Below are 24,662 nucleotides of genomic sequence, written 5' to 3'. Positions count from 1 at the left end.
CGCCTCCCGGCTGCCCTCAGGCAGGCTCCACATGGGCGTTGCTGGCGGCCTCGGCCTTGCGTTGCAGCGCCTTCATCTGCTCGACGCCCCAGAGCACGCGCTCGGGGGTGGCCGGTGCGTCGATCTGCGGGTGGGCCTTGTAGTCGGCGAGGCTGGCCACGGCGTCCTTGATGGCGCACCAGGCGGCGATGCCGAGCATGAAGGGCGGCTCGCCCACGGCCTTGGAGTGGAACACCGTCTGCTCGGGGTTCTTGCGGTTCTCCACCAGTTTCACCCGCAGGTCGATGGGCATGTCGGCGATGGCCGGGATCTTGTAGCTGGCCGGGCCGCTGGTCATCAACTTGCCCTTGGCGTTCCACACCAGCTCCTCGGTGGTCAGCCAGCCCATGCCCTGGACGAAGGCGCCTTCCACCTGGCCGATGTCGATGGCCGGGTTCAGCGAGGCGCCGACGTCGTGGAGGATGTCGGTGCGCAGCATCTTGTACTCGCCGGTGAGGGTGTCCACCAGCACTTCGCAGCAGGCGATGCCGTAGGCGAAGTAGTAGAAGGGGCGGCCGGCGGCCTTGTCGCGGTCGTAGTAGATCTTCGGCGTGCGGTAGAAGCCGGTGCTGGAGAGCGAGACCTGGTTGAAGTAGGCCAGCTGGATGACCTCTTCGAAGGCGAGGTACTGGTCGCGCACGCGCACCTGGCTGTTCTTGAACGCCACGTCCTCGGGGGTGACCTTGAAGTGCCCGACGAGGAAGTCCACCAGGCGTCCCTTGATGGTCTCGGCGGCGTTCTGCGCGGCCTTGCCGTTCAGGTCGGTGCCGCTGGAGGCGGCCGTCGGCGAGGTGTTGGGCACCTTGTCGGTGTTGGTGGCGGTGATCTGGATGCGCGAGATGTCCACCTGGAACACTTCGGCCACAACCTGGGCGACCTTGGTGTTGAGGCCCTGGCCCATCTCGGTGCCGCCGTGGTTCAGGTGGATGCTGCCGTCGGTGTAGACATGGATCAGCGCGCCGGCCTGGTTGAGGAAGGTGGCGGTGAAGCTGATGCCGAACTTCACCGGCGTCATCGCCAGGCCTTTCTTCAGCACCGGGCTCTGGGCGTTGAAGGCGCGGATGGCGTCGCGGCGCTGGGCGTACTCGGCGCTGGCCTCCAGTTCGGCGGTCATCTCGGCGAGCAGGTTGTGCTCGACGGTCTGGTAGTAGTGGGTGACGTTGCGCTCGTCCTTGCCGTAGTAGTTGAGCTTGCGCACCGCCAGCGGGTCCTTGCCCAGGTGGTGGGCGATGACGTCCATGATCTCTTCGATGGCGACCATCCCCTGGGGGCCGCCGAAGCCGCGGTAGGCGGTGTTGGAGGCGGTGTTGGTCTTGCAGCGCAGGCCGTTGATGGTGGCGTGTTCGAGGAAGTAGGCGTTGTCCGAGTGGAACATCGCGCGGTCGACGATGGAGCCGGAGAGGTCCGGCGAGTAGCCGCAGTTGCCCGCGAGCTGCAGTTCGATGCCGGTGAGCAGGCCCTGGTCGTCGAAGCCGATGTCGTACTCGACGTAGAAGGGGTGGCGCTTGCCGGTGATGCTCATGTCTTCCATGCGCGGCAGGCGCATCTTGGTGGGCCGGCCGGTGAGGTGGGCGATCACCGCGCAGAGGCAGGCGGGGCCGGCGGCCTGGGTTTCCTTGCCGCCGAAGCCGCCGCCCATCCGGCGCATGTCGATGACGATCTTGTTCATCGGCACGCCCAGTACTTCGGCCACCAGCTTCTGCACTTCGGTGGGGTTCTGGGTGGAGGTGTAGACGATCATGCCGCCGTCTTCGCTGGGCATCACCGAGGAGATCTGGGTCTCCAGGTAGAAGTGCTCCTGCCCGCCGATGTGCAGGTGGCCCTGCAGGCGGTGCTTCGAAGCGGCCAGGGCGGTGGCGGAGTCGCCGCGCTTGTGCTGGTGCGGGTCGAGCACGTAGTGCTTCTTCCGGTAGGCATCGACCACGTCGAGCACGGGCTCCAGGTCTTCGTACTCGATGAGGGCGGCCATGGCCGCCTTGCGTGCGGTTTCCAGGCTGTCGGCAGCCACGGCGAGCACCACCTGGCCGACGTATTCCACCTTGCCGTCCGCCAGCAGCGGGTCACCGGCCACCACCGGGCCGATGTCCAGTTGCCCGGGCACGTCCTCGGCGGTGATGGCGATGGCCACGCCGGGAATCGCGTAGCAGGGGCGGGTGTCGATGCGGACGATGCGCGCGTGGGCGCGGTCGCTCATGCGGGCATAGACGTGCAGCTGATTGGGGAACTCCAGGCGGTCGTCGACGTACACCGCTTCGCCGGTGACGTGCTTGGGCGCGCTCTCGTGCTTGACGCTCTTGCCGACGCCGGTGGCGATGTCGGCACGGAACAGCGCCGCCAGTTCTTCCTGGGTCTTGAAATGGTGCTTAGACATAGGCGGTCACCCGGGTTTCGACGGCTGGGGATTGCTGTTCGAGGAAGCACTTGCGCAGCAGGTTCTGGGCCGCCAGCAGACGGTATTCCTTGCTGGCGCGGAAGTCGGTGAGGGGGCTGAAGTCCTGGGCCAGGGCTTCACAGGCGCGCTCGACGGTGCCCGGGTACCAGGCGGAGCCGACCAGGGCCTGTTCGCAGGCGCTGGCGCGCTTGGGGATGCCGGCCATGCCGCCGAAGGCGACGCGAGCGCGGCGCACCACGCCGTCTTCGATCACCAGGTTGAAGGCGGCGCAGACGGCGGAGATGTCGTCGTCCAGACGCTTGGAGACCTTGTAGGCGCAGAACACCTGGTTCTTGCGGGCGCGGGGCACGCGCACCTTCTCGATGAACTCGGACTCCTGGCGGGCGGTGACCTTGTAGTCCAGGAAGTATTCGTCCAGCGGCAGGGTGCGGGTCTGGTTGCCCTTGCGCAGGACGATCTCGGCGCCGAGGGCGATCAGCAGCGGCGGCGCGTCGCCGATGGGCGAGGCGTTGCCGATGTTGCCGCCAAGGGTGCCCTGGTTGCGGATCTGCAGTGAGGCGAAGCGGTGCAGCAGTTCGCCGAAATCCGGGTACTCGCGGGACAGGGTCTCGTAGCAGTCGGAAAGCGGGGTGGCGGCGCCGATCTCGATGAAGTCGGCATCCGTCTCGATGCGCTTCATGGCGTCGATGTGGCCGACGTAGATCATCACCGGCAGCTCGCGGTGGAACTGGGTGACTTCCAGGGCCAGGTCGGTGCCGCCGGCCAGCAGGCGGGCCTGCGGGTTGGAAACGTAGAGTTCGGCCAGGTCGCCGATGGTCAGCGGCACCAGGCAGCGCTTGTCGCCGCTGTTCAGCTCGGCGGTGTCGCGCGGGGCAATCGCCTTGAGCTGGGCGAGGGTCTCGGCTTCAGCGGCGTCGAACTGGTCGGGCTGCGTCTGGCAGCAGGCCTGCTCGGCGGCATCGAGGATCGGGCGGTAGCCGGTGCAGCGGCACAGGTTGCCGGCCAGGGCTTCCAGGGTCTGGGCCTTGTCGTAGCCGGTGCTGCCGGAGGCGGCCCGGCTCTTCTGCAGGGCGAACAGCGACATGACGAAACCGGGGGTGCAGAAGCCGCACTGGGAACCATGGCAGTCCACCATGGCCTGCTGGACGCTGTGCAACTGGCCCTTGTGCTTGAGGTCTTCGACGGTGATGAGCTGCTTGCCGTGCAGCGAGGAGACGAACGTCAGGCAGGCATTGAGGGTGCGGTAGCGGATGCGGTCGTCGACCACCTCGCCCACCACCACGGTGCAGGCACCGCAATCACCGGAGGCGCAGCCCTCCTTGGTTCCTGTCTTGCCCAGGTGCTCACGCAAGTAGTTCAGCACCGTGACGTTGGGGTCGAGCGCATGTTCGGTGCGCAGCTCCCGGTTGAGTAGAAACTGGATCAAGGAAGACCTCCAGGCACTTTATTGTTGTTTACGAGGGCTCGTATGGCCGCGAATTTAGAGTCCGTTGACTTTTCGGTCAATAATTTTCTGACCTGAAAGTCAGAAAATTATTCGAGCTTTCTAGCAAGCGCCGTGCCGGGGCTCCGGAGCAAGGGTAGACCGGAATGCAAACGCCCCGCTCTGGGGCGGGGCGCTTGGATGGAGAGAGGGAGAGGGGCGGGTCAGGCCACCTGTTGCTGGTCGGTCAACTGGTGTTCTTCACCGGCATAGTAGGCGCGCACCCGCTTGTCCATCACGGCGCGCCAAAGCGGCGGGAACAGCGCCAGGACGATCATCCCGGCATAGCCGTTGGGCAACTGCGGGCTGTCGTCGAAATGGCGCAGCACCTGGTAACGGCGCTTGGCGTAGGCGTGGTGGTCCGAATGGCGCTGCAGGTGGAAGAGAAACAGGTTGGTGAGCAGGAAGTTGCTGTTCCAGGAGTGCGCCGGACTGGTGCGCTCATAGCGGCCGTTGTCCAGTTTGCGGCGGTGCAGGCCGTAGTGCTCCACGTAGTTGACGATCTCCAGCAGGGTGAAGGCCATCGCCGCCTGTACCAGGAAGAACACCCCGCCCAGCCAGCCCAGGGCGAGGGAGAAGCCGACCAGCATGGCGACGCTCAGGGCGTACCACCACACCAGCTCGTTGCGCCAGTGCAGCGCCGGCAACCCCTTGCGCTTGAGGCGCTGGGCCTCCAGGTTCCAGGCGTTGAGGAAGTTGTGCTTATAGGCGTGGGGCAGAAACTGGTAGAGGCTCTGGCCGAAGCGGGCAGAGGAGGCGTCGTCCGGGGTGGAGACGTTCACATGGTGGCCGCGCACATGCTCCACCTTGAAGCCGGCGTAGCACACCGCCGCCAGGAGGATACCGCCGGCGCTCTGCTCCAGTAGCGGGTCCTTGTGGATCAGCTCGTGGGAGACGGTGATGCCGATGGCGCCCATCACCGTGCCCACCGAGAGTACCCAGCCGAGTTTGCCCACCCAGTTCCAGTCCGGGTGATGGACGAACACCCAGCCGCTCCAGGCCAGCATCAATAGCAACAGCGGCAGGGTCATCAGGCTGAGGAAGCGGTAGTAACCCTGGCCCTCCATGAACGGCACGTCGTCCGACTCGTCGGGGTTGGCCGGGTCGCGGCCGACGACGAAATCGAGGAACGGAATCACCCCGAAGACGATGGTGATCACCAGCCAGGGCCAGGCATTGGGGTGGTCGCTGCCCAGCGACCAGTAGTAGCTCATGGGAATGCCGGCCACCGGGATCAGCCAGATCCAGTAGCCGACTTTCTTCAGGGCGATCATCCAGTTGGAGGGCAGGCGTTCGAACATGGTGGGCTCCGTCCGTGCGGGTGGGTGGGTTTTTCAGGATTGTCGGACAATCCTGCGCCTCAATCCGGTGCGGGGCGACCGACCTTTAGGTCTGAATGCCCGCCGTCTGTCACCTTTGACGGGTAACACCCTGTGTTACACTTTGCCCCCTGCCGCGTCCTGCGCAGATCCCTCGTGCATGACCCCTTCCGACCAGCCCGCTGTGCCGGACCCCGAGGGCGCCTGATCGACCCCCCACAGCCAAGACCGAAGGAAAACCATGACGTTCAAGGCACCGGACAGCCTCGCCGAACAGATCGCCCACCACCTCGCCGAGCGCATCATCCGAGGGGACCTGAAGGCCCGCGAACGCATCCAGGAGCAGAAGGTCACCCAGGCCCTCAACGTCAGTCGCGGGTCGGTGCGCGAAGCGCTGCTGATCCTCCAGCGCCGCCACCTGATCACCATCCTGCCGCACCGCGGCGCCCAGGTGTCCGAGCTCACCCCGCATCGTGTGCAGAGCCTCTACGCGCTGATGATGGAGATGTACATTCTGCTGGGCTGTGCCGTTGCCCAGCGCTGGAAGAGCGAAGAGGACCTTGCGCCCTTCCTGGCCATCCAGCAGCGTCTCGAACAGAACCTGCGGGAGCACGACATCGGCGGCTTCGTCGAGTCCAGCTTCAGCATCATGCGCGCGGCCTATGCCTTCGCCGACAACCCCTATCTGGAGGAAACGGTGGAGAACCTGCTGCCGGCCATCAGCCGCACCTATCACCTGGCGCTGGAGCAGCGCAAAGGCGAGATGGTGCAGTTCATGACCGCCTTCGCCCAACTGCTCAAGGCGGTGATCGACCGCGACCTGGCGCGCATCCGCGAAGTGCTGGTGGGCTACGGCCAGCACAACTGCCAGTTGGTGCTCGCCGCCCTGGCTGGTCACTGACGCCACTGATCGGGAGAGGCGCCCATGCGGCTCAAGTGCATCAAGCTGGCCGGGTTCAAGTCCTTCGTCGACCCCACCACAGTCAACTTCCCCAGCAACATGTCGGCGGTGGTGGGCCCCAACGGCTGCGGCAAGTCGAACATCATTGACGCTGTGCGCTGGGTGATGGGCGAAAGCTCGGCCAAGAATCTGCGTGGCGAGTCGATGACCGACGTCATCTTCAACGGCTCAAACACCCGCAAGCCGGTGGCCCAGGCCAGCATCGAGCTGATCTTCGACAACTCGGACAACTCCCTGGTGGGCGAATATGCCGCCTTCGCCGAGATTTCCATTCGCCGCCGCGTCAGCCGCGATGGCCAGAACACCTACTTCCTCAACGGCACCAAGTGCCGCCGCCGGGACATCACCGACATCTTCCTCGGCACCGGCCTGGGGCCGCGCAGCTACTCCATAATCGAGCAGGGGATGATCTCCAAGCTCATCGAGGCCAAGCCCGAGGACCTGCGCAACTTCATCGAGGAAGCCGCCGGCATCTCCAAGTACAAGGAGCGCCGCCGCGAGACCGAAAACCGCATCCGTCGCACCCACGAGAACCTGGCGCGCCTGACCGACCTGCGCGAAGAGCTGGAGCGCCAGCTCGACCGCCTGCATCGGCAGGCCCAGGCGGCGGAGAAGTACCAGGAGTACAAGGCCGAGGAGCGCCAGCTCAAGGCCCAGCTGTCCGCCCTCAAGTGGCAGGCGCTGAACGAGCAGGTGGGGCAGCGTGAAGGCGTGATCGGCAGCCAGGAGGTGGCCTTCGAGGCACTGGTGGCCGAGCAGCGCAACGCCGACGCCGCCATCGAACGCCTGCGTGACGGCCATCATGAGCTGTCCGAACGCTTTAACCTGGTGCAGGGCCGCTTCTATTCCGTGGGCGGTGATATCGCCCGGGTCGAGCAGAGCATCCAGCACGGCCAGCAGCGCCAGCGGCAACTGCAGGACGACCTGCGCGATGCCGAGCGCGCCCGCCAGGAGACCGAGTCCCACCTGGGGCATGACCGCACCCTGCTGGCGACCCTCGGTGAAGAGATGGACATGCTCATCCCCGAGCAGGAACTCAGCGCCGCCGCCGCCGAAGAGGCCAGTGCCCAGCTCGAAGAGGCCGAGGCCGGCATGCAGGGCTGGCAGGAGCGCTGGGACGGCTTCAACCAGCGCAGCGCTGAGCCTCGGCGCCAGGCCGAAGTGCAGCAGGCGCGCATCCAGCAGCTGGAGCAGAGCCTGGAGCGCGTGCTGGAGCGCGAGCGTCGCCTGGCTGACGAGCGCGCCCAACTGGCCGCCGACCCCGAGAGCGCAGCCATCCTCGAATTGAATGAACAGGCCGCTGCTGGCGAACTGGAGCTGGAAACCCTGCAGGCCGCCGAAGAGGCCCTGGTGGAGCGTCTGGAGCAGTTGCGTGATGAACTGCAGCGCGCCAGCCAGGCCCAGCAGCAGGCCCAGGGCGAGCTGCAGCGCCTCAACGGCCGTATCGCCTCGCTGGAAGCCCTGCAGCAGGCTGCTCTCGACCCCGGTGCCGGCACGGCAGACTGGCTGCGTGAGCATGGACTCGACCAGCGCCCGCGCCTGGCCGAAGGCCTGCGGGTGGAGGCGGGCTGGGAGCTGGCGGTGGAGACCGTCCTCGGGGCGGACCTGCAGGCCGTGCAGCTGGAGGACTTCCAGGGGCTCGATCTGGCCGGCTTCAGTCAGGGCGACCTGCGACTTGTAGCCGCCGGCCAAGGCGGGGCGCGAGTCGCCGGCAGTCTGCTGGACAAGGTCGAGTCACGGCTCGATCTCGCGCCCTGGCTCGGCCGCGTGCGTCCGGTGGAGAGCCTGGACGACGCCCTGGCCGGCCGCGCCACGCTGGCCGCCGACGAAAGCCTGATCAGCCGCGATGGCTACTGGGTCGGGCGCAACTTCCTCCGTGTCTGTCGCGCCAGCGAAGCGGAAAGCGGCCTGCTGGCCCGTGGCCAGGAGCTGGAGCGCCTGCACGCCGAGCGTGGCGAGCGCGAAACCACACTGGAGCGCCTCGACGAGGCCCTGCAAACCCTGCGGGTCCAGCAGCGCCAGCAGGAAGAAACCCGTGAACAACAACGCCGCCAGGTGCAGGATGAGGCGCGGCGCCTGTCCGAGGTGAAGGCCCGCCTGTCCGCCCAGCAGGCTCGGGTCGAGCAGCTCAACCTGCGTCGCCAGCGCCTGGAAGCGGAGCTGGCCGAACTCGATGAGCAGCGCGCCCTGGAGCACGAACAACTGGGCGAAGCCCGCCTGGTACTGCAGGACGCTCTGGACGCCATGGCCACTGACACCGAGCAGCGCGAACGCCTGCTGGCCGAGCGCGATGAGCTGCGCGAACGACTCGACCGCATCCGTCAGGAAGCGCGCCAGCACAAGGACCAGGCCCACCAGTTGGCCGTGCGCCTGGGCTCCCTGCGCGCCCAGCACGACTCGACACGCCAGGCCCTGGAGCGCCTCAGCCAGCAGTTCGAACGCCTCGAAGAGCGTCGCGAGCAGCTCAGCCTCAACCTGGAGGAGGGCGCAGCCCCGCTGGAAGAGCTGCGCATGAAGCTGGAAGAGCTGCTGGAACGCCGTATGGCGGTGGAAGATGAACTCAAGCTTGCCCGGCTCGCCCTCGAAGATGCCGACCGCGAACTGCGTGACGCCGAGAAGCGCCGCACCCAGGCCGAGCAGCAGTCGCAACTGCTGCGCGGCCAACTGGAGCAGCAACGCATGGAGTGGCAGGCCCTGACCGTGCGCCGCAAGGCGCTGCAGGACCAATTGCAGGAAGACGGTTACGACCTGCACGGCGTGCTCGCCACGCTGCCCGAGGGCGCCAGCGAGCCGGCCTGGGACGAGGAGCTGGAGCGACTGGCCGCGCGCATCCAGCGCCTGGGCCCGATCAACCTGGCCGCCATCGACGAATACCAGCAGCAGTCCGAGCGTAAACGCTACCTGGACGCGCAGAACGATGACCTGGTGGAGGCGCTGGACACCCTGGAGAACGTCATCCGCAAGATCGACAAGGAGACCCGCAACCGCTTCAAGGAAACCTTCGACCAGATCAACGCCGGCCTCCAGGCGCTGTTCCCCAAGGTCTTCGGGGGAGGGCACGCTTATCTGGAACTGACCGGCGAAGACCTGCTGGACACCGGGGTGGCCATCATGGCGCGCCCGCCGGGCAAGAAGAACAGCACCATCCACCTGCTGTCCGGTGGCGAAAAGGCCCTCACCGCGCTGGCGCTGGTTTTCACCATCTTCCAGCTCAACCCTGCGCCGTTCTGTATGCTCGACGAGGTGGATGCGCCGCTGGACGACGCCAACGTCGGCCGTTATGCACGATTGGTCAAGGAAATGTCGGAGAAGGTCCAATTCATCTATATCACCCACAACAAGATCGCCATGGAGATGGCCGACCAGTTGATGGGCGTGACCATGCACGAGCCGGGATGCTCACGGTTGGTCGCCGTGGATGTCGAGGAGGCGCTTTCCCTCGTAGAGGCCTGATGTATCCGGCGGTGATTGCCGACCGGGTTGCCCTGCAGGCCTCGTGAACAGAGGTTTCTCTGCTGGGCTGGCCGTGCTAGCTTAATGCCCAATTTTTTTGACACGTGGAAAACGCCATTGGGAACATGGAGTTGGGCGCCACGTTTTCAGGGGACCGGATGTCCTTTCTTCATCACTATCAGAATTTTTTTTGACCAGGGGACACAGGATTAATGGAAATCGGTCTGCGCGAGTGGCTGATCGTCATCGGCGTCATCGTAATCGCCGGCATTTTGTTTGATGGCTGGCGCCGCATGAGTGGCGGCAAAGGCAAGCTCAAGTTCAAGCTCGATCGCAGTTTCTCCAACCTTCCCGATGAAGAGGAGGACCCCAGCCTCCTCGGGCCAGCCCGCGTTCGCGAGCGTGGGGAGCCGCTGCTGGACGAGGAAGACCTGCCCAGCATGAGCGCCAGGGAACTGAACAAGCGCCGCAACGAGCCACGCCAGGGCGACCTGGCGCTGGACGAGCCGGTACCGACTCTGCTGACTCCCGTCGAGGAAGCTGCCTCCGCCAAGGCGGCGCGCCCGGCCAAGGCCCAGGACCTGCCGCCCGTGGAGGAAGTGCTGGTGATCAACGTGGTTGCCCGTGACGAAGGTGGCTTCAAGGGGCCGGCCCTGCTGCAGAACATTCTCGAGAGCGGCCTGCGTTTCGGCGAGATGGACATCTTCCACCGTCACGAGAGCATGGCCGGCAATGGCGAGGTGCTGTTCTCCATGGCCAACGGCGTCAAGCCCGGTACCTTCGATCTGGACGACATCGACCTGTTCAGCACCCGTGCGGTGAGCTTTTTCCTCGGCCTGCCCGGCCCGCGTCACCCGAAGCAGGCATTCGACGTGATGGTGGCCGCTGCCCGCAAGCTCTCCCAGGAGCTGAACGGCGAGCTGAAGGACGACCAGCGCAGCGTGCTGACCGCCCAGACCATCGAGCATTACCGCCAGCGCATCGTCGAGTTCGAGCGTCGCAGCCTGACCCAGAAGCGCTGAACCGGAAGATCCACCGAAACAGAGCAGCCCAGGCTGCTCTTTTCGTTTGCACGGAAAAGAGCCCCGCATCATGAACGACACCTCAGGCAATGCCGCCCAGCGCATCCAGGCACTGCGTGCCGAACTGGATGAGCACAACTACCGCTATTACGTCCTCGACGAGCCCAGCGTGCCCGACGCCGAGTACGACCGCCTGTTCCGCGAGCTGCAGGCCCTGGAGGCCGAGCACCCGGAACTGGTCACCCCCGATTCGCCCACTCAACGTGTCGGCGGCGAGGCCCTCAGCGCCTTCGGCGAAGTGCGCCACGAAGTGCCCATGCTCAGCCTGGGCAACGCCTTCGAGGAGGAGGACCTTCTCGCCTTCGATCGCAGCGTGCAGAGTGGTCTCGGCCTGTCCGGCGGCGGCCTCTTCGGCGGTGGAGCAGCCGTGGAATACAGTTGCGAACCGAAGCTCGACGGCCTGGCCGTCAGCCTGCTGTACCGCAACGGCGTGCTGGAGCGCGGCGCGACGCGCGGTGACGGCACCACCGGCGAGGACATCAGCGCCAACGTGCGCACCATCCGCAACGTACCGCTCAAGCTGAAGGGCGAAGGCTGGCCGCAGGTGCTGGAAGTGCGCGGCGAGGTGTACATGCCCAAGGCCGGTTTCGAGGAACTCAACGCCCGCCAGGCCGAGAGCGGCGGCAAGACCTTCGCCAACCCGCGCAACGCCGCCGCCGGCAGTTTGCGCCAGCTGGACCCGAAGATCACCGCCAGCCGCCCGCTGGAGTTCTGCTGCTACGGCATCGGTCAGGTCAGCACCGAACTGGCCCCCACCCAGGTGGGCATGCTGGAGCGCCTCAAGGGCTGGGGCATTCCCATCAGCCGTGAGCTGCGCCTCGCCAAGGGCGTCGAGGCCTGCCTGGACTACTACCGCGATATCGGCCAGCGGCGCATGGCGCTGCCCTACGACATCGACGGCGTGGTGTTCAAGGTCAACACCCTGGAGGACCAGCAGCAACTGGGCTTCCGTGCCCGCACCCCGCACTGGGCCATCGCCCACAAGTTCCCCGCCCAGGAGGAGCTGACCGAGCTGCTGGATGTCGAGTTCCAGGTCGGCCGTACCGGCGCGGTGACGCCCGTAGCGCGCCTCAAGCCGGTCAAGGTGGCGGGCGTCACCGTCGCCAACGCCACCCTGCACAACATGGACGAAGTCGCCCGCCTGGGCCTGATGATCGGCGACACCGTCATCATCCGCCGCGCTGGCGACGTGATTCCCCAGGTCATGCAGGTGGTGGCCGAGCGCCGTCCTGCGGATGCCCGTCCGGTGCACGTACCGGAGCAGTGCCCAGTGTGCGGCTCCGCTGTCGAGCGCACCCAACTGGTCAAGCGTGCCAAGGGCAAGGCCACCACCAGCGAAGGCTCGGTGTACCGCTGCGTCGGCCGCCTGGCCTGCGGCGCCCAGCTCAAGCAGGCGATCATCCACTTCGCCTCCCGCCGCGCCATGGATATCGATGGCCTGGGCGACAAGATCGTCGAGCAACTGGTGGACACCGGTCTGGTGGCGTCGCCCGCCGACCTCTACACCCTCACCTACGAGCAGGTGGTGGAGCTGGAGGGCTTCGCCGACCTCTCGACCCGCAACCTGCTGGCGGCGATCCAGGACAGCGCCAAGCCGACCCTGGCGCGCTTCATCTTCGCCCTCGGCATTCCCGATGTCGGTGAAGAGACCGCCAAGCTGCTGGCCCGCGCCCTCGGCTCGCTGAAGCGCCTGGAACAGGCCCTGCCGGAAGTGCTGACCTACCTGCCCGACGTGGGGCTGGAAGTGGCGTCGGAGATCCACAACTTCTTCGGCGACGACCACAACCGCCAGGTGATTGCCGACCTGCTGGCCCGCGGCGTCATCCTGCAGGACGAAGGCGACGTCAGTGCCGAATTCACCGCCTGTGCCTCCCTGGGTGGCTTCATCGACAAGCAGAACATCCCCGGCATCGCCACCACCGGCGCCGAGAAGCTGGCGGCCCGCTTCGGCAGCCTGCAGGGCGTGATCCAGGCCGACTGGCTGGACCTGCGCCAGGTGGAGCGCCTCAACGAAAAGGCCGCCCGCTCCCTGCGCGACTTCTTCGACGAGCCGGCCAATCGCGAGCACGCCCTGCGCATCGAGGCGCAACTGCTGGAGTTCGGCATGCACTGGTCGTGCGAGCGCAAGGCGGTGGAAGGGCTGCCCCTGGCCGGGCAGACCTGGGTGCTGACCGGCACGCTGGAGGCCATGAGCCGCGACCAGGCCAAGGACAAGCTGGAAGCCCTGGGGGCCAAGGTGGCGGGTTCGGTATCGGCGCGTACCCACTGCGTAGTCGCCGGGCCGGGGGCTGGCTCCAAGCTGGCCAAGGCCACCGAACTGGGGTTGCGGGTGCTGGACGAGGAGCAATTCCTCGCCGAGCTGAAGACCCTCGGCGCCGTCTGAGGTGCCACACATGAAAAGGCCGGGCTCGATGCTAGGCCTTTTCGTATCAGCCGTTGATGGCGTCGGTCAGGGCCTTGGCCGGTACCAGCTTGACCACCTTCTTCGCGGCGATCTCGATGCTCTTGCCGGTCTGCGGGTTGCGGCCGGTGCGCGCCGGTCGTTCGCTGACCTTGAGCTTGCCGATGCCCGGCAGGGTGATCTCATCGCCGTTCTCCAGCGAGTCGCTGACGATCTCGCTCAGTTGCTCCAGCACGGCGCGCACGGTGGCGCGGGTAGCGTCGGTGGCGTCGGCGATGTCAGCGATGAGTTGGTCTTTGGTGAGTGCCATGGGAGTGCTCCGATGAAGATGAAGGTGCCCGGCCCTAAGCGGGGCGGGGGCACGCTAGCACAGATCGATTTCCCACGCGTTGCAGGGAGTCGGGTTGCACTGGTGTAGGCCGCTGTTGGTGCCCCTTGCCACTCTTTCGTGTCATCCATTCGCCCGTGGGCGCGCCTGCGTGTACTTCGTTTTCAAGGCGCGGCAGCGTGAGTCGCTTCCGGGGCTGAGCGCAAGTGCTTGTCAGGAAAAGTGATTTCAGCGGTTGTAAGTTTGCCAAGAGCCAGTACAATGGCGCGGCTCGCCGATCTGGCGAGCTGCGTTATGGTGGCCCTGCCGGTCCCCCCGCATTGATCAGCCGTGAACCCGGTCAGGCCCGGAAGGGAGCAGCCGCAGCGGTGAAATCGAGTGCCGGGGTGTGGCTGGTGGGGTCGCCTCCTTATACCTCCCCTCGCTTCATCCCCTTCTTGCTGATTTCTCCGCCACGCATTGCGTGAGCACGGTCGTGTCACGTTCCGTCCTTTATGGCGTTCCTGCTACCGAAAGAAGTTCGTCACGAGTGTGCATCTCGGGTGCAATTTGCAAGTTGCTCCGCTAGCATTAGCCCCCTCCCGATTCACTGCTGCGACGGTTTTCAATGAGTTATCAGGTTCTTGCGCGCAAATGGCGTCCCCGCTCGTTCCGGGAAATGGTCGGCCAGACCCATGTGCTGAAGGCCCTGATCAACGCCCTGGACAACCAGCGCCTGCACCACGCCTACCTCTTCACCGGTACCCGTGGCGTGGGCAAGACCACCATCGCGCGCATCCTCGCCAAGTGCCTGAACTGCGAGACCGGCATCAGCTCCACGCCCTGTGGCCAGTGCTCGGTCTGCCGCGAGATCGACGAAGGTCGCTTCGTCGACCTGATCGAAGTGGACGCCGCGAGCCGCACCAAGGTCGAGGACACCCGCGAGCTGCTGGACAACGTGCAGTACGCGCCGACCCGCGGTCGCTACAAGGTCTACCTGATCGACGAAGTGCACATGCTCTCCACGCACTCGTTCAACGCGCTGCTCAAGACCCTCGAAGAGCCGCCGCCCCATGTGAAGTTCCTGCTGGCCACCACCGACCCGCAGAAGCTGCCCGTCACCATCCTCTCCCGCTGCCTGCAGTTCTCCCTGAAGAACATGCCGCCGGAGCGCGTGGTGGAGCACCTGACCCACGTGCTCACTGCCGAAAGCGTCCCCTTCGAGGCGGATGCGCTGTGGCTGCTGGGCCGCGCCGCCGATGGCTCCATGCGCGATGCCATGAGCCTCACCGACCAGGCCATCGCCTTTGGTGAAGGCAAGGTTCTGGCCGCCGACGTGCGCGCCATGCTCGGCACCCTCGACCACGGCCAGGTTTACGGCGTGCTCCACGCGCTGCTGCAGGGCGATGCCCGTGGCGTGCTTGAGGCCATCCGCCACTTGGCCGAGCAGGGCCCGGACTGGAACGGCGTGCTGGCCGAAATCCTCAACGTGCTGCACCGTGTGGCCATCGCCCAGGCTCTGCCCGATGCCGTCGACAACGGCCAGGGCGACCGCGACCGCGTGCTGGCGCTGGCCGAGGCACTGCCGGCGGAAGACGTGCAGTTCTACTACCAGATGGGCCTGATCGGTCGTCGCGACCTGCCCCTGGCGCCGGACCCGCGCGGCGGCTTCGAAATGGTGCTGCTGCGCATGTTGGCGTTCCGCCCGGCCGATGCCGACGGTGCGCCGAGGGTGGTGCTAAAGGACCCGGGGATCAGCAAGGCCACAGCTGATTCCAGCCAGAACCCCGTGGCCGGAGCCGCCGTCGCGGCTCCGGCGGCCGTCATCCCCGCGCCCGTGACCCAGCCGCCCATGCCGGCTCCTGTCGCCGCGCCCGCTCCGGCGGTCGTGCCGGCCCTTCAGCCGGCGCCGGAACCGGTGGTCGAGGCCGCGCCTGCTGCCGCCGTGGTATCCGAGCCTGAACCCGAGCCTGTAGCGCCGGTCGAGCCCGTTGCTTTGAGCGAGCCGGTGGTGGAGCCGCAGCCCGCCGTGGTTGCCGAGCCTCCCGCCGAGGTGCCGGTCGACCTGCCCTGGGAAGAGCCCGCAGCAGTGGCCGCGTCCGCGCCAGTCGCGCAGCCTGCCCCCGAGCCCGAGCCCGAGCCCGAGCCCGAGCCCGAGCCCGAGCCTGTAGCCGAAGCGACCGTATCAGCCCCTGTCGCCGCAGCGCCGGTGTCTCTTGCAGAAGCTGTGCCGGCCACCGAAGCGCCCTTCGACGACGAAGAGCCGCCGCCCGGGGACTATGACGACTACTATCAGGCGGACGCCGATTCCATCGCCTACCTCGACGAGCTTCCCATCGGCGAGGCAGCAGTGGTGGCTGAGCCCGAGGTCCTGCCGGATGTGCAGCCGGCCACTGGCCTGGCTGCCGAATGGCTGGACCTGTTCCCGCGCCTCGGCATCAGCGGCATGACCGGCAACATCGCCGCCAACTGCACCCTGGTGGCGGTGGATGGCGACACCTGGCACCTGCACCTGGACCCGGCCCAGAGCGCCCTGTTCAACGCCACCCAGCAACGGCGCATGAACGAGGCCCTCAACCAGTACCACGGCCGCACCCTGACGCTGGAAGTGGAGATCCGTCGCCCCGAGCAGGAAACCCCGGCCCAGGCTGCCGCCCGCAAACGTGCGGCCCGCCAGCGTGATGCCGAAGACTCGATTGCCAGCGACCCGCTGGTGTTGAAGATGATCGAACAGTTCGGGGCCAGCGTGCGCCCGGACACCATTGAACCCCTTGACCGCTGAGGACAACCATCATGATGAAGGGTGGCATGGCAGGCCTGATGAAACAGGCCCAGCAAATGCAGGAAAAGATGCAGAAGATGCAGGAAGAGCTGGCCAACGCCGAAGTCACCGGTCAATCCGGTGCGGGCCTGGTGAGCGTGGTCATGAACGGCCGTCACGACGTCAAGCGCGTGAGCCTGGATGACAGCCTGATGCAGGAAGACAAGGAAATCCTCGAAGACCTGATCGCCGCCGCCGTCAATGACGCCGTGCGCAAGATCGAGCAGAACAGCCAGGAGAAGATGTCCGGCATGACCGCCGGCCTGCAACTGCCGCCCGGCTTCAAGATGCCCTTCTAAGTGGGGAGCGCCCAGCCAGCACGCATTACTGCGTTGCGAACGGCTCCGGGCATCCTCATTTACAGACGTAAACTCCGGTGCCCGTAGCCGTTCACGCCTTGTACTGCATGCCGTCTGATCGCTCCTGGCGACAGCGACTGTAAATAGAGGTCGGAAGCGAGCAGGGCGCCGGAGCTCGTTTCAGCCCCAATCCGAGATTTCTGAATGAGCTTCAGTCCGCTGATCCGCCAACTGATCGACGCCCTCCGCATCCTGCCCGGTGTAGGCCAGAAGACGGCCCAGCGCATGGCGCTGCAGTTGCTGGAGCGTGACCGCAGCGGCGGCCTGCGCCTGGCTCAGGCACTTACCGCCGCAATGGAAGGCGTCGGGCATTGCAAGCAATGCCGCACCCTGAGCGAGGACGACCTCTGCCCGCAGTGCGCCGATCCGCGTCGCGACGACTCACTGTTGTGCGTGGTGGAAGGGCCGCTGGACGTCTTCGCCGTGGAGCAGACCGGCTATCGCGGCCGTTTCTTCGTGCTCAAGGGACACCTCTCGCCCCTGGATGGCCTCGGGCCGGAAGCCATCGGCATTCCCGAACTGATGGAGCGGATCGAGGCCGGTGCCTTCAGCGAAGTGATCCTCGCCACCAACCCGACCGTGGAAGGGGAAGCGACCGCCCACTACATCGCCCAGTTACTGGCACCCAAGGGGCTGATCGCTTCGCGCATCGCCCACGGCGTACCGCTGGGTGGCGAGCTGGAGCTGGTGGACGGCGGCACCCTGACCCACGCCCTGGCCGGCCGCCGCCCCATCGGCCTCTGACAGGCTCTTGAAAGGCTAGAGGCGCTGCTGCTGCGGCGTTGAAACGCTTTCAACATGCTCATATAGCCCACGTATACCGCGCTTCGTTGGTCGCTTTCGGCTTGCATCGGTTGCCTTGTCGACGTTCTTCGGCAGCCTGCTGACGCGGAAGAGGGTAGGCCCCGCACAGGTCGCGCGGGGTGGCGTCAGTCGTCGAGCGATTTTCGGGCACCCAGCTCGCAGCTCCACAGCTCCAGTGCCGGCTGGCGCGTCGTGGGTGGGCCTAGCCAGTCGCTCAGGGGGCGGCAGCGCTGGTCCACGCACAATTGATAGTCCCCCGCCTCGGGTGTGCGCCCGAGGCGAAGTGGTTGCAGCGGCGGCATCTGCCGTTGGTAATGCCAACTACCCTCACGCAGGACGGCTCCGTCGGGAATCTCCATGCCGGCACCGGAGCCCTTGACCCGCGCTTCGCCGAGCAACAGCCCCTCGGCGGTGACGCGGTAGTCTTCCTCCCAGCGGATCTTCTCGATGGTGTGGGTCCAGGCCAGGGTGAAGGACGGCACGGGCAGCTCTGCCCACACCGCCCCTGCCATGCCCAGGCACAAGCCGATCATGTCGTTTGCGCCCTGGCGCGTCGGGCGCGCCAGAGGTGCTGGGCGACGAACACGGCGCTGAGGACGAAGCCCACCTCATCGCTGATGGGCGTGGCGAGGATCAGGCTGGCACCGGCGGCGAAACCCAGCCCACGTTCCCACCAGGCCAGACGGGCGTTCAGGAAGCCGGTGAACACCGCCCCCCAGATGCCGATGGCCAGCACCGCCTTCGCCACTACGTACAGCGTCGCCAGCAGGCTGTCACCCTGCAGCATCAACGCCGGCGAATAGACCGCCATGTAGGGGACGACGAAGCCGGCCACGGCGATGCGCACGGCCCACAGGCTGATCTTCAGGCCGCGCTCCTTGGCGATGGGCGCCGCGGCGAAGCAGGCCAGGGCCACCGGTGGCGTGAGGTCGGCCATGATGCCGAAGTAGAAGACGAACATGTGCGAGACCACCAGCGGAACGCCCAGGTCCAGCAGGGCCGGGGCAGCGATCGAGCTGGTGATGATGTAGTTGGGAATGGTCGGGATGCCCATGCCCAGCACCAGGCAGGTCAGCATGGTGAGCACCAGCGACAGGAAGAGGTTGTCCTGACCGATGGCGAGGATGTAGCCGGCAAAGGTGGACGCCACCCCGGTCAGCGACACCACGCCGATGATCACGCCGACCAGGGCGCAGGCGATCCCCACCGGGACAGCGTGGCGCGCACCCTCCACCAGAGCGTGCAGGCACAGGGTCAGCGTTTCGCGGCCGCCTTTGACGAACCAGCACGCTGCCACCAGCAGGCCGATGACGCCGAACACCACGCCGATACCGAGCTGGAAGAAGCCGGCGCAGAGCACGCCCAGGGCGATCCAGAAGGCGAAACGCAGCGCCTTGGACGAAACCCGCAGGATGATCGCCGAGCCGAGGATGACCATGGCCGTCAGTGCCAGGCCGACGGTGCCGGAGAACAGCGGCGTGCGGCCGGAGAACAGCAGGTAGATGAGGATCAGCAACGGGATCAGCAGGAACCAGCGCTCCCGCACCGCCTTCCAGGGGTTGGGGCACTCGTCCTTCGGCAGGCCCCGCAGGTCCGCACGGCGGGCTTCGAGGTGCACCATCCAGAACACCGAGGCGAAGTACAGCAGCGCCGGAATCAGCGCCGCCTTGGCCACCTCGAAGAACGGCACGTTGATGGTCTCGGCCATGATGAAGGCCACGGCGCCCATGATCGGCGGCATGATCTGGCTGCCCATCGACGCGGTCGCCTCGACCCCGCCGGCGAAGGCCGGGCGATAGCCGAAGCGCTTCATCAGCGGAATGGTGAACTGGCCGGTGGTGACCACGTTGGCCACGCCGGAGCCGGTGATGGTTCCCATCAGGGCGGATGACACCACCGACACCTTGGCCGGCCCGCCGACCTTGTGGCCGAACAGACCCATCGCGAAATCGGTGAACAGCCGGATCATTCCGGCCTGCTCGAGAAAGGCCCCGAAGAGGATGAACAGGAAGATGTAGGTGGCCGAAACATAGGTCGGTGTGCCGTACAGGCCCTCGGTACCGAATGACAGCTGGTTGACGATCTGGTCCAGGCCGTAGCCCCGGTGCATCAGGTCCCCCGGCAGGTACTGGCCGAGCATGCCGTAGGCCAGGAACAGGGCGCAGATGATCGGCAAGGCGATGCCCATCACCCGCCGTGCGGCCTCGAACACCAGCAGGATCAGGGTCAGGCCGACGACCATGTCGCCGGTGGTCAGGTCCCCGGAGCGCTGGATCAGGTCCGCCTCGAACACCCATTGGTAGATCGCCGTGGCCATGCCGGCCAGGCCCAGCAGCCAGGCCAGCGGCTGCCAGGGGCGGCCCTTGCCGAGCCCCGGGTAGCTGATGAACACCAGCAGCAACAGGAAGCCGACGTGTACGGCACGCAGCACCTGGGTCGAGACCGGGTGAAAGGCGGCGGTGACGATCTGGAAGATGGAAAACAGCAGCGCCACGGCAAAAAGCGCCTTTGGCCAGTCGGAAGGACTGGCAGCCAGGCCATTGTCTTGTTCACTCATGGGGTGAAGCCTCATCACGACATCAATGCAAGAAGCAGAGGCCGGCACCGTAGCGCCGTGCCTCGGTCCGCGAGCGTTCCGGCCTGGGGCAATGCCGGAACGCTGCGCGACGGGGAAGGCGGAGGGGCGGTAGCCCCCTGTCCGGGTGGGCTACAGGGCGCCCACTTCCTTGTAGTAGCGCTCGGCACCGGGGTGCAGGGGGATGGGCAGGTTCTGGGTGGCGTTCTCCAGGCTGATGTCCTTGGCAGCGGAATGGGCGTTGCCCAGGCGATCCAGGTTCTCGAACATCAGCTTGGTCATCTGGTAGGCCACCTCGTCCGACACACCGCTGTGGGTGACCAGGATGTTGGTGATGGCCACGGTGGGGACGTCGGCGTCCTGGCCGTCGTAGGTGCCCGCCGGGATAGTGGCCGCCTGGTAGGCGGCGTTGTCGATCTTCGCCGTGACCTCCGGCGGGATGGCCACGAAGCGGATCTTCATGGTCGAAGCCAGGTCGCGGATCGCCGCCATGCCCAGCCCGGAGGATTGCAGGGTGGCGTCGAGCTGGCGGTTCTTGATCAGCTCGACCGACTCGGCATAGGGCAGGAACTCCACCTTGCCCATGTCCTCGTAGGTCAGCCCGGCAGCCTTGAAGATGGCGCGGGCGTTGAGTTCGGTACCGGACTTCGGCGCGCCGACGGAAATGCGCTTGCCCTTCAGGTCCGCCAGCGAATGGATGCCCGACTCGGCGTTGGCAACGATCTGAATGTAGTTGGGGTAGGTCCCGGCGATGGCGCGGATCTTCTTCAGCGGAGCCTTGAAGCCGGCATCCTCCACGCCGTTCCAGGCGTCAGCGACGGAGTCGCCCAGCGCCAGGGCCAGTTCGCCGCGCCCGGCTTGCAGCAGGTTGAGGTTCTCCACCGATGCTTTGGTCGCCTGCACCGACGTTTTCGACCCGGCGATACCGTTGCTGTACAGCTGGGACAGCGCCACGCCGATCGGGTAGTACACGCCGCTGGTGCCGCCGGTCAGTACGTTGATGAAGGTGGGCGCAGCCAGTGCCGCAGTACTGGCCGTGAAGGCCGCGGCAGCAGCGAGCAGGCTGAGTTTCTTGGTCAGTCGCATGGACGTTTCTCCGTCGTTGTTGGATTTATGCAGAGCTACACGTTAGACGACGTCGGCCAGCCACGAGCAGGCGCGAACGTCACCCGCCGCGCAGGAACGCCGGTGCAGCTCACAACGAGGGACAAGGACCGCGGGAAGGCGGCGAAGGCAGGTCTCCGGCGTGTTGCCGGGGAGGGGCGTGTATACGCGTGCTGGCCTTTTGTCGTTGTTATGACTGCGGTATCGGCAGTATCGAGCGCGGTAACGCAGCCGATATTGCAGGTGCCGTGCCAGCCTTCGCAACGCCTGCAGCGCGGCCTGTGGAGCCAGTGGGAGGGGATTTGGTAAGCGGAAAACCGCCTATCCGGCTTATTGAGTAGGCGTTAATCCGCTCATGTTGGGCGCCGCCAAATGCGACGGTGCCTGCCGGAGCGGTAGCGCCCGCGCAAGCCGGTGAGGAAGGGGAGGCCACAGCGCGCCCTCCTCAACACGCGCAGACGGTGCCCCCTGACCGACGGCATCGACGCCTGCCCGCACCTCGTAGCGCGGGACTTCGGCACCCAGGTGGCCAACACTGTGGCCCGGCGCCTGGTCATGCCGCCCCAGCGGGTCGGCGGCCAGGCGCAGTTCATTCCAGCCCCGATGGTGCAGGCGTCGCGCAATGACCTGTCCACCCTGATGCACTGGGCCGCCAGCACCTGCACGAGCCCCTGGAAGTGAGCCAACTGGCCCGCCGCGTGGCCTTCCGCAACGCCGTCGGGTTCCCGCCTTCGGCCTATCGGGAGCGCTTCGGTGCGGCGCATACGTCCTGATCGATGGCGCATGTCACGCCTTGAAAACCAAGCAAGCGCTCGGTAAGTTTTCCTGACTTTCGCCAGGGAGCTACGCCATGCCGGCCTGCCAGGAATACTTCGACCCATCCCATCAACTGGTGCGTGATTCGGTTCGCCGCTTCGTCGAGCGGGAAATCCTCCCCCACATCGACGACTGGGAAGAGGCCGAGTCCTTCCCCCGCGAGCTCTACCTCAAGGCCGGTGCCGCTGGCATCCTCGGCATCGGCTACCCCGAGCAATACGGCGGCAGTCACGAGGGCGACCTGTTCGCCAAGGTGGCGGCCAGCGAAGAGCTGATGCGCAGCGGCTCCGGTGGCCTGGTGGCCGGGCTCGGCTCCCTCGACATCGGCCTGCCGCCCTTGGTCAAGTGGGGCCGCCCCGAGCTTCGCGAGCGCATTGCCCCGCAGGTGCTGGCCGGCGAGAAGATCATGGCGCTGGCCGTCACCGAGCCCTCCGGCGGCTCCGACGTGGCCAACCTCAAGACCCGCGCGGTGCGCGAAGGGGACTTCTACCGCGTCAACGGCAGCAAGACCTTCATCACCAGCGGTGTGCGCGCCGACTACTACACCGTGGCGGTGCGCACCGGCGGCGACGGCTTCGGTGGCGTCAGTCTGCTGCTGATCGAGAAGGGCACTCCCGGTTTCAGCGTCGGGCGCCAACTGAAGAAGATGGGCTGGTGGGCCTCCGACACTGCCGAGCTGTTCTTCGAGGACTGCCTCGTCCCGGTGGGCAACCTTATCGGCGTCGAGAACATGGGCTTCGCCTGCATCATGGCCAACTTCCAGTCCGAGCGGCTGGCCCTCGCCATCATGGCCAACATGACCGCCCAGATGGCCCTGGAAGAAGCCGAGCGCTGGGCCCGCGAGCGGCAAGCCTTCGGCAAGCCCATCGGCAAGTTCCAGGTGCTCAAACATCGCCTGGCGGAAATGGCCACCCAGGTCGAGGTCTCCCGAGAGTTCACCTACCGCCAGGCCGCGAAGATGGCCGCCGGCAAGAGCGTCATCAAGGAAATCTCCATGGCCAAGAACTTCGCCACCGACATGGCGGACCGGGTCACCTACGACGCCGTGCAACTGCTCGGTGGCATGGGCTACATGCGCGAGAGCCTGGTGGAGCGGCTCTACCGCGACAACCGCATCCTCTCCATCGGCGGCGGCTCGCGGGAAATCATGAACGAGATCATCAGCAAGCAGATGGGCCTCTGAGCCCACGTCCGGTGCCATGAGGCACCGGGGCTCCACCCTCGGCGCATGAACGTGCAGAGGCCTTTCAGCGCCCCATGCGCTCCAGAGCCTCGGTCGCCAGCACCCGAGTCAGCTCGCCCGCCGGCAGGTGCTTCGACAGCGCCGCCGCCTGGCCCGACCACAGCGACATGAAATCATCGGCACCCGCCGCCTCGGCCTTGGCCCGCAACGGGGCCAGCGCACCGCCCGCCAGCGGGAAGGCCGGCGCCAGGTCGCTCAACGGCCCCACCTCACGCATCACCCGATTGAGAATCCCCCGCGCCGGGCGCCCGGTGAACAGGTTGGTGATGGCCGTACCGTCGTCCCGGCTCTGTGCCAGCGCCTGGCGGTGCAGGGCAGGCAGGCGCGCCTCCGGGGTGAACAGATAGGCCGTACCCAACTGCACCGCCGCCGCCCCCAGCGCGAAAGCCGCTGCGATGCCGCGTGCATCGGCGATGCCACCGGCCGCAATCACCGGCACCCGTACCGCATCCACCACCTGGGGCAGCAGCGCAAAGGTGCCTACCTGGGTGTCCACCCGCGTATCGAGGAACAGCCCGCGGTGACCGCCGGCCTCCGCACCCTGGGCAATGATCGCATCGCAACCCCGGGCCTCCAGCCAGCGCGCCTCGGCCACCGTGGTGGCCGACGAAATCACCTTCGCCCCGGTCGCCTTCACCCCCTCCACCAGCGCCGCCTCCGGCAGGCCGAAGTGGAAGCTCACCACCTCCGGGCGCAACGCCTCCACCAGCTCGCAGAGTGCCTCATCGAACGGTGCACGGTTGGACAGCGGCACCGGCTCGGCCGGGTCCAGGTCGAGTTCCAGGTAGTAGGGTTCCAGGCGCTGCTTCCAGGCCGCCAGGCTGGCCTCATCCGGCACCGGCGCCGAGTGGGCGAAGAAGTTCAGGTTGATTGGCGCCGCAGTCCCTTCGCGAATCCGCCCGACCTCCTGGCGGATCTGCTCGGCACTCAACATCGCGCAGGGCAGCGAACCCAAGCCACCGGCCTGCGCCACCGCCACCACCATCTCCGCATAGGACGGCCCCGCCATCGGCGCCTGGATGATGGGCAGTTCGATGCCGAACAGATTTTGGATACGGGTATCGGGCCAACGGGACATGGCAGCGCTCCTGGCAGGGGAAAGGGCGACAGGATACTGCCAAATACAGCGCGGTAGAGCGGGCGGATTGCCGCGCTGCCGCCCAAGACGAACAAGGCCCCTTGCGGGGCCCTGTCGAAAGCGGGTGGTGTCAGTGCCAGTTGGCGGCGATCACCACCTCCAGTTGAGCCCGTTGCTCAGGCGTGAGGTTGTAGTTGCCCGCTGTCGGCGGCGCGAAGGCGGCCATGGCGTTGACCAGGTTCTGTACCTGACTGTCGAGAAGGGTCTTGCCGTCAGCGGTCTTGATCGTCTCGACGTGGTTCGAGGCGCTGGTGTACCAGTTGCTGATGGTGACCTTGTCGTCGGAGCCGAGGACGGAGAGTTCCAGGTTGTTGCCGGTGCGTTGGAGCCAGAGGTCGGTGCTGTTGATGCCTTGGGTGAAGAGG

The 24,662-nt window shown here is 66.4% G+C and carries 17 protein-coding genes, 1 other RNA gene and 1 pseudogene; 10 read left to right on the top strand and 9 right to left on the bottom strand.

Annotated features, from left to right (window positions below; translation table 11 throughout):
• Positions 1-16 precede the first annotated feature (16 nt).
• From xdhB to A9G05_RS19660, 3 genes are all read right to left on the bottom strand, one after another.
• The gene (gene xdhB, locus A9G05_RS19670; protein WP_069562553.1) at positions 17-2,410 is read right to left on the bottom strand and encodes a xanthine dehydrogenase molybdopterin binding subunit; all 2,394 of its coding nucleotides are present in this window, start codon (positions 2,408-2,410) and stop codon (positions 17-19) included.
• On the bottom strand, positions 2,403-3,857 hold the full coding sequence (gene xdhA / locus A9G05_RS19665) for a xanthine dehydrogenase small subunit (RefSeq protein WP_069562552.1): 1,455 nt from the start codon (positions 3,855-3,857) through the stop codon (positions 2,403-2,405). Before xdhA ends, xdhB begins: the two co-directional genes overlap by 8 nt.
• A gap of 221 nt (positions 3,858-4,078) precedes the next feature.
• Positions 4,079-5,215 (bottom strand): alkane 1-monooxygenase, encoded by a 1,137-nt coding sequence (locus A9G05_RS19660; protein ID WP_069562551.1) that lies wholly within the window; start codon positions 5,213-5,215, stop codon positions 4,079-4,081.
• Positions 5,216-5,474: 259 nt separating this feature from the next.
• Here A9G05_RS19660 and A9G05_RS19655 point away from each other — a divergent pair, with 259 nt between their 5' ends.
• The 4 genes from A9G05_RS19655 to ligA all read left to right on the top strand — a co-directional run bounded on the left by A9G05_RS19655 (position 5,475) and on the right by ligA (position 13,112).
• On the top strand, positions 5,475-6,134 hold the full coding sequence (locus A9G05_RS19655) for a GntR family transcriptional regulator (protein WP_069562550.1): 660 nt from the start codon (positions 5,475-5,477) through the stop codon (positions 6,132-6,134).
• A gap of 24 nt (positions 6,135-6,158) precedes the next feature.
• On the top strand, positions 6,159-9,647 hold the full coding sequence (gene smc, locus A9G05_RS19650) for a chromosome segregation protein SMC (protein WP_069562549.1): 3,489 nt from the start codon (positions 6,159-6,161) through the stop codon (positions 9,645-9,647).
• Between the two features lie 212 nt (positions 9,648-9,859).
• Positions 9,860-10,669: a cell division protein ZipA gene (zipA, locus tag A9G05_RS19645; protein ID WP_069562548.1), complete on the top strand. Its 810-nt coding sequence runs from the start codon at positions 9,860-9,862 to the stop codon at positions 10,667-10,669.
• 70 nt (positions 10,670-10,739) lie between these two features.
• Positions 10,740-13,112, top strand: a complete 2,373-nt coding sequence (gene ligA / locus A9G05_RS19640) for an NAD-dependent DNA ligase LigA (protein ID WP_069562547.1) — start codon at positions 10,740-10,742, stop codon at positions 13,110-13,112.
• 46 nt (positions 13,113-13,158) lie between these two features.
• Here the strand turns inward: ligA and A9G05_RS19635 are convergent, their stop codons facing one another.
• On the bottom strand, positions 13,159-13,440 hold the full coding sequence (locus A9G05_RS19635; protein WP_044412796.1) for an HU family DNA-binding protein: 282 nt from the start codon (positions 13,438-13,440) through the stop codon (positions 13,159-13,161).
• A gap of 322 nt (positions 13,441-13,762) precedes the next feature.
• Here A9G05_RS19635 and ffs point away from each other — a divergent pair.
• The 4 genes from ffs to recR all read left to right on the top strand — a co-directional run bounded on the left by ffs (position 13,763) and on the right by recR (position 17,361).
• Positions 13,763-13,859: signal recognition particle sRNA small type (ffs, locus tag A9G05_RS19630), an RNA gene on the top strand.
• 206 nt (positions 13,860-14,065) lie between these two features.
• Positions 14,066-16,219, top strand: coding sequence for a DNA polymerase III subunit gamma/tau (gene dnaX, locus A9G05_RS19625; RefSeq protein WP_069562546.1), 2,154 nt, complete (start codon positions 14,066-14,068; stop codon positions 16,217-16,219).
• An 11-nt stretch (positions 16,220-16,230) separates the two neighbouring features.
• Positions 16,231-16,557 carry a YbaB/EbfC family nucleoid-associated protein gene (locus A9G05_RS19620; protein ID WP_044412787.1) on the top strand — a complete coding sequence of 109 codons (327 nt, stop codon included), beginning with the start codon at positions 16,231-16,233 and terminating at the stop codon, positions 16,555-16,557.
• A 204-nt stretch (positions 16,558-16,761) separates the two neighbouring features.
• Complete coding sequence (recR, locus tag A9G05_RS19615) at positions 16,762-17,361, top strand: recombination mediator RecR (protein ID WP_069562545.1); 600 nt, start codon at positions 16,762-16,764, stop codon at positions 17,359-17,361.
• 185 nt (positions 17,362-17,546) lie between these two features.
• On the opposite strand, the gene A9G05_RS19610 is transcribed toward recR, so the two are convergent.
• The 3 genes from A9G05_RS19610 to A9G05_RS19600 form a co-directional block, all read right to left on the bottom strand.
• Positions 17,547-17,954, bottom strand: coding sequence for a DUF1850 domain-containing protein (locus tag A9G05_RS19610; protein ID WP_069562544.1), 408 nt, complete (start codon positions 17,952-17,954; stop codon positions 17,547-17,549).
• The gene (locus tag A9G05_RS19605) at positions 17,951-19,978 is read right to left on the bottom strand and encodes a TRAP transporter permease (protein ID WP_069562543.1); all 2,028 of its coding nucleotides are present in this window, start codon (positions 19,976-19,978) and stop codon (positions 17,951-17,953) included. The genes A9G05_RS19610 and A9G05_RS19605 overlap by 4 nt, the downstream gene beginning before the upstream one ends.
• 150 nt (positions 19,979-20,128) lie before the next feature.
• A complete protein-coding gene (locus tag A9G05_RS19600; protein WP_069562542.1) occupies positions 20,129-21,082 on the bottom strand; it encodes a TAXI family TRAP transporter solute-binding subunit in 954 nt (317 codons plus the stop codon).
• 495 nt (positions 21,083-21,577) lie between these two features.
• On the opposite strand from A9G05_RS19600, the pseudogene A9G05_RS19590 reads away from it, so the two are divergent.
• Both A9G05_RS19590 and A9G05_RS19585 read left to right on the top strand, forming a co-directional pair.
• A pseudogene (locus A9G05_RS19590) lies at positions 21,578-21,873 on the top strand (hypothetical protein); the annotation flags it as partial.
• Between the two features lie 77 nt (positions 21,874-21,950).
• Positions 21,951-23,099, top strand: a complete 1,149-nt coding sequence (locus A9G05_RS19585) for an acyl-CoA dehydrogenase family protein (protein WP_069562539.1) — start codon at positions 21,951-21,953, stop codon at positions 23,097-23,099.
• A 64-nt stretch (positions 23,100-23,163) separates the two neighbouring features.
• Here A9G05_RS19585 and A9G05_RS19580 read toward each other — a convergent pair whose 3' ends face one another.
• Both A9G05_RS19580 and A9G05_RS19575 read right to left on the bottom strand, forming a co-directional pair.
• The gene (locus A9G05_RS19580) at positions 23,164-24,237 is read right to left on the bottom strand and encodes a nitronate monooxygenase family protein (RefSeq protein ID WP_069562538.1); all 1,074 of its coding nucleotides are present in this window, start codon (positions 24,235-24,237) and stop codon (positions 23,164-23,166) included.
• Between the two features lie 130 nt (positions 24,238-24,367).
• Positions 24,368-24,662, bottom strand: a 295-nt coding sequence (locus A9G05_RS19575; protein WP_305879754.1) for a calcium-binding protein, incomplete at its 5' end; no start/stop codon positions are given.

This window comes from Pseudomonas sp. ENNP23 (genome assembly GCF_001728945.1).
Taxonomy (GTDB): domain Bacteria; phylum Pseudomonadota; class Gammaproteobacteria; order Pseudomonadales; family Pseudomonadaceae; genus Metapseudomonas; species Metapseudomonas otitidis.
The sequence above is the reverse complement of the archived record's forward strand: the minus strand, read 5'-3'. Positions and strand labels throughout refer to the sequence as shown.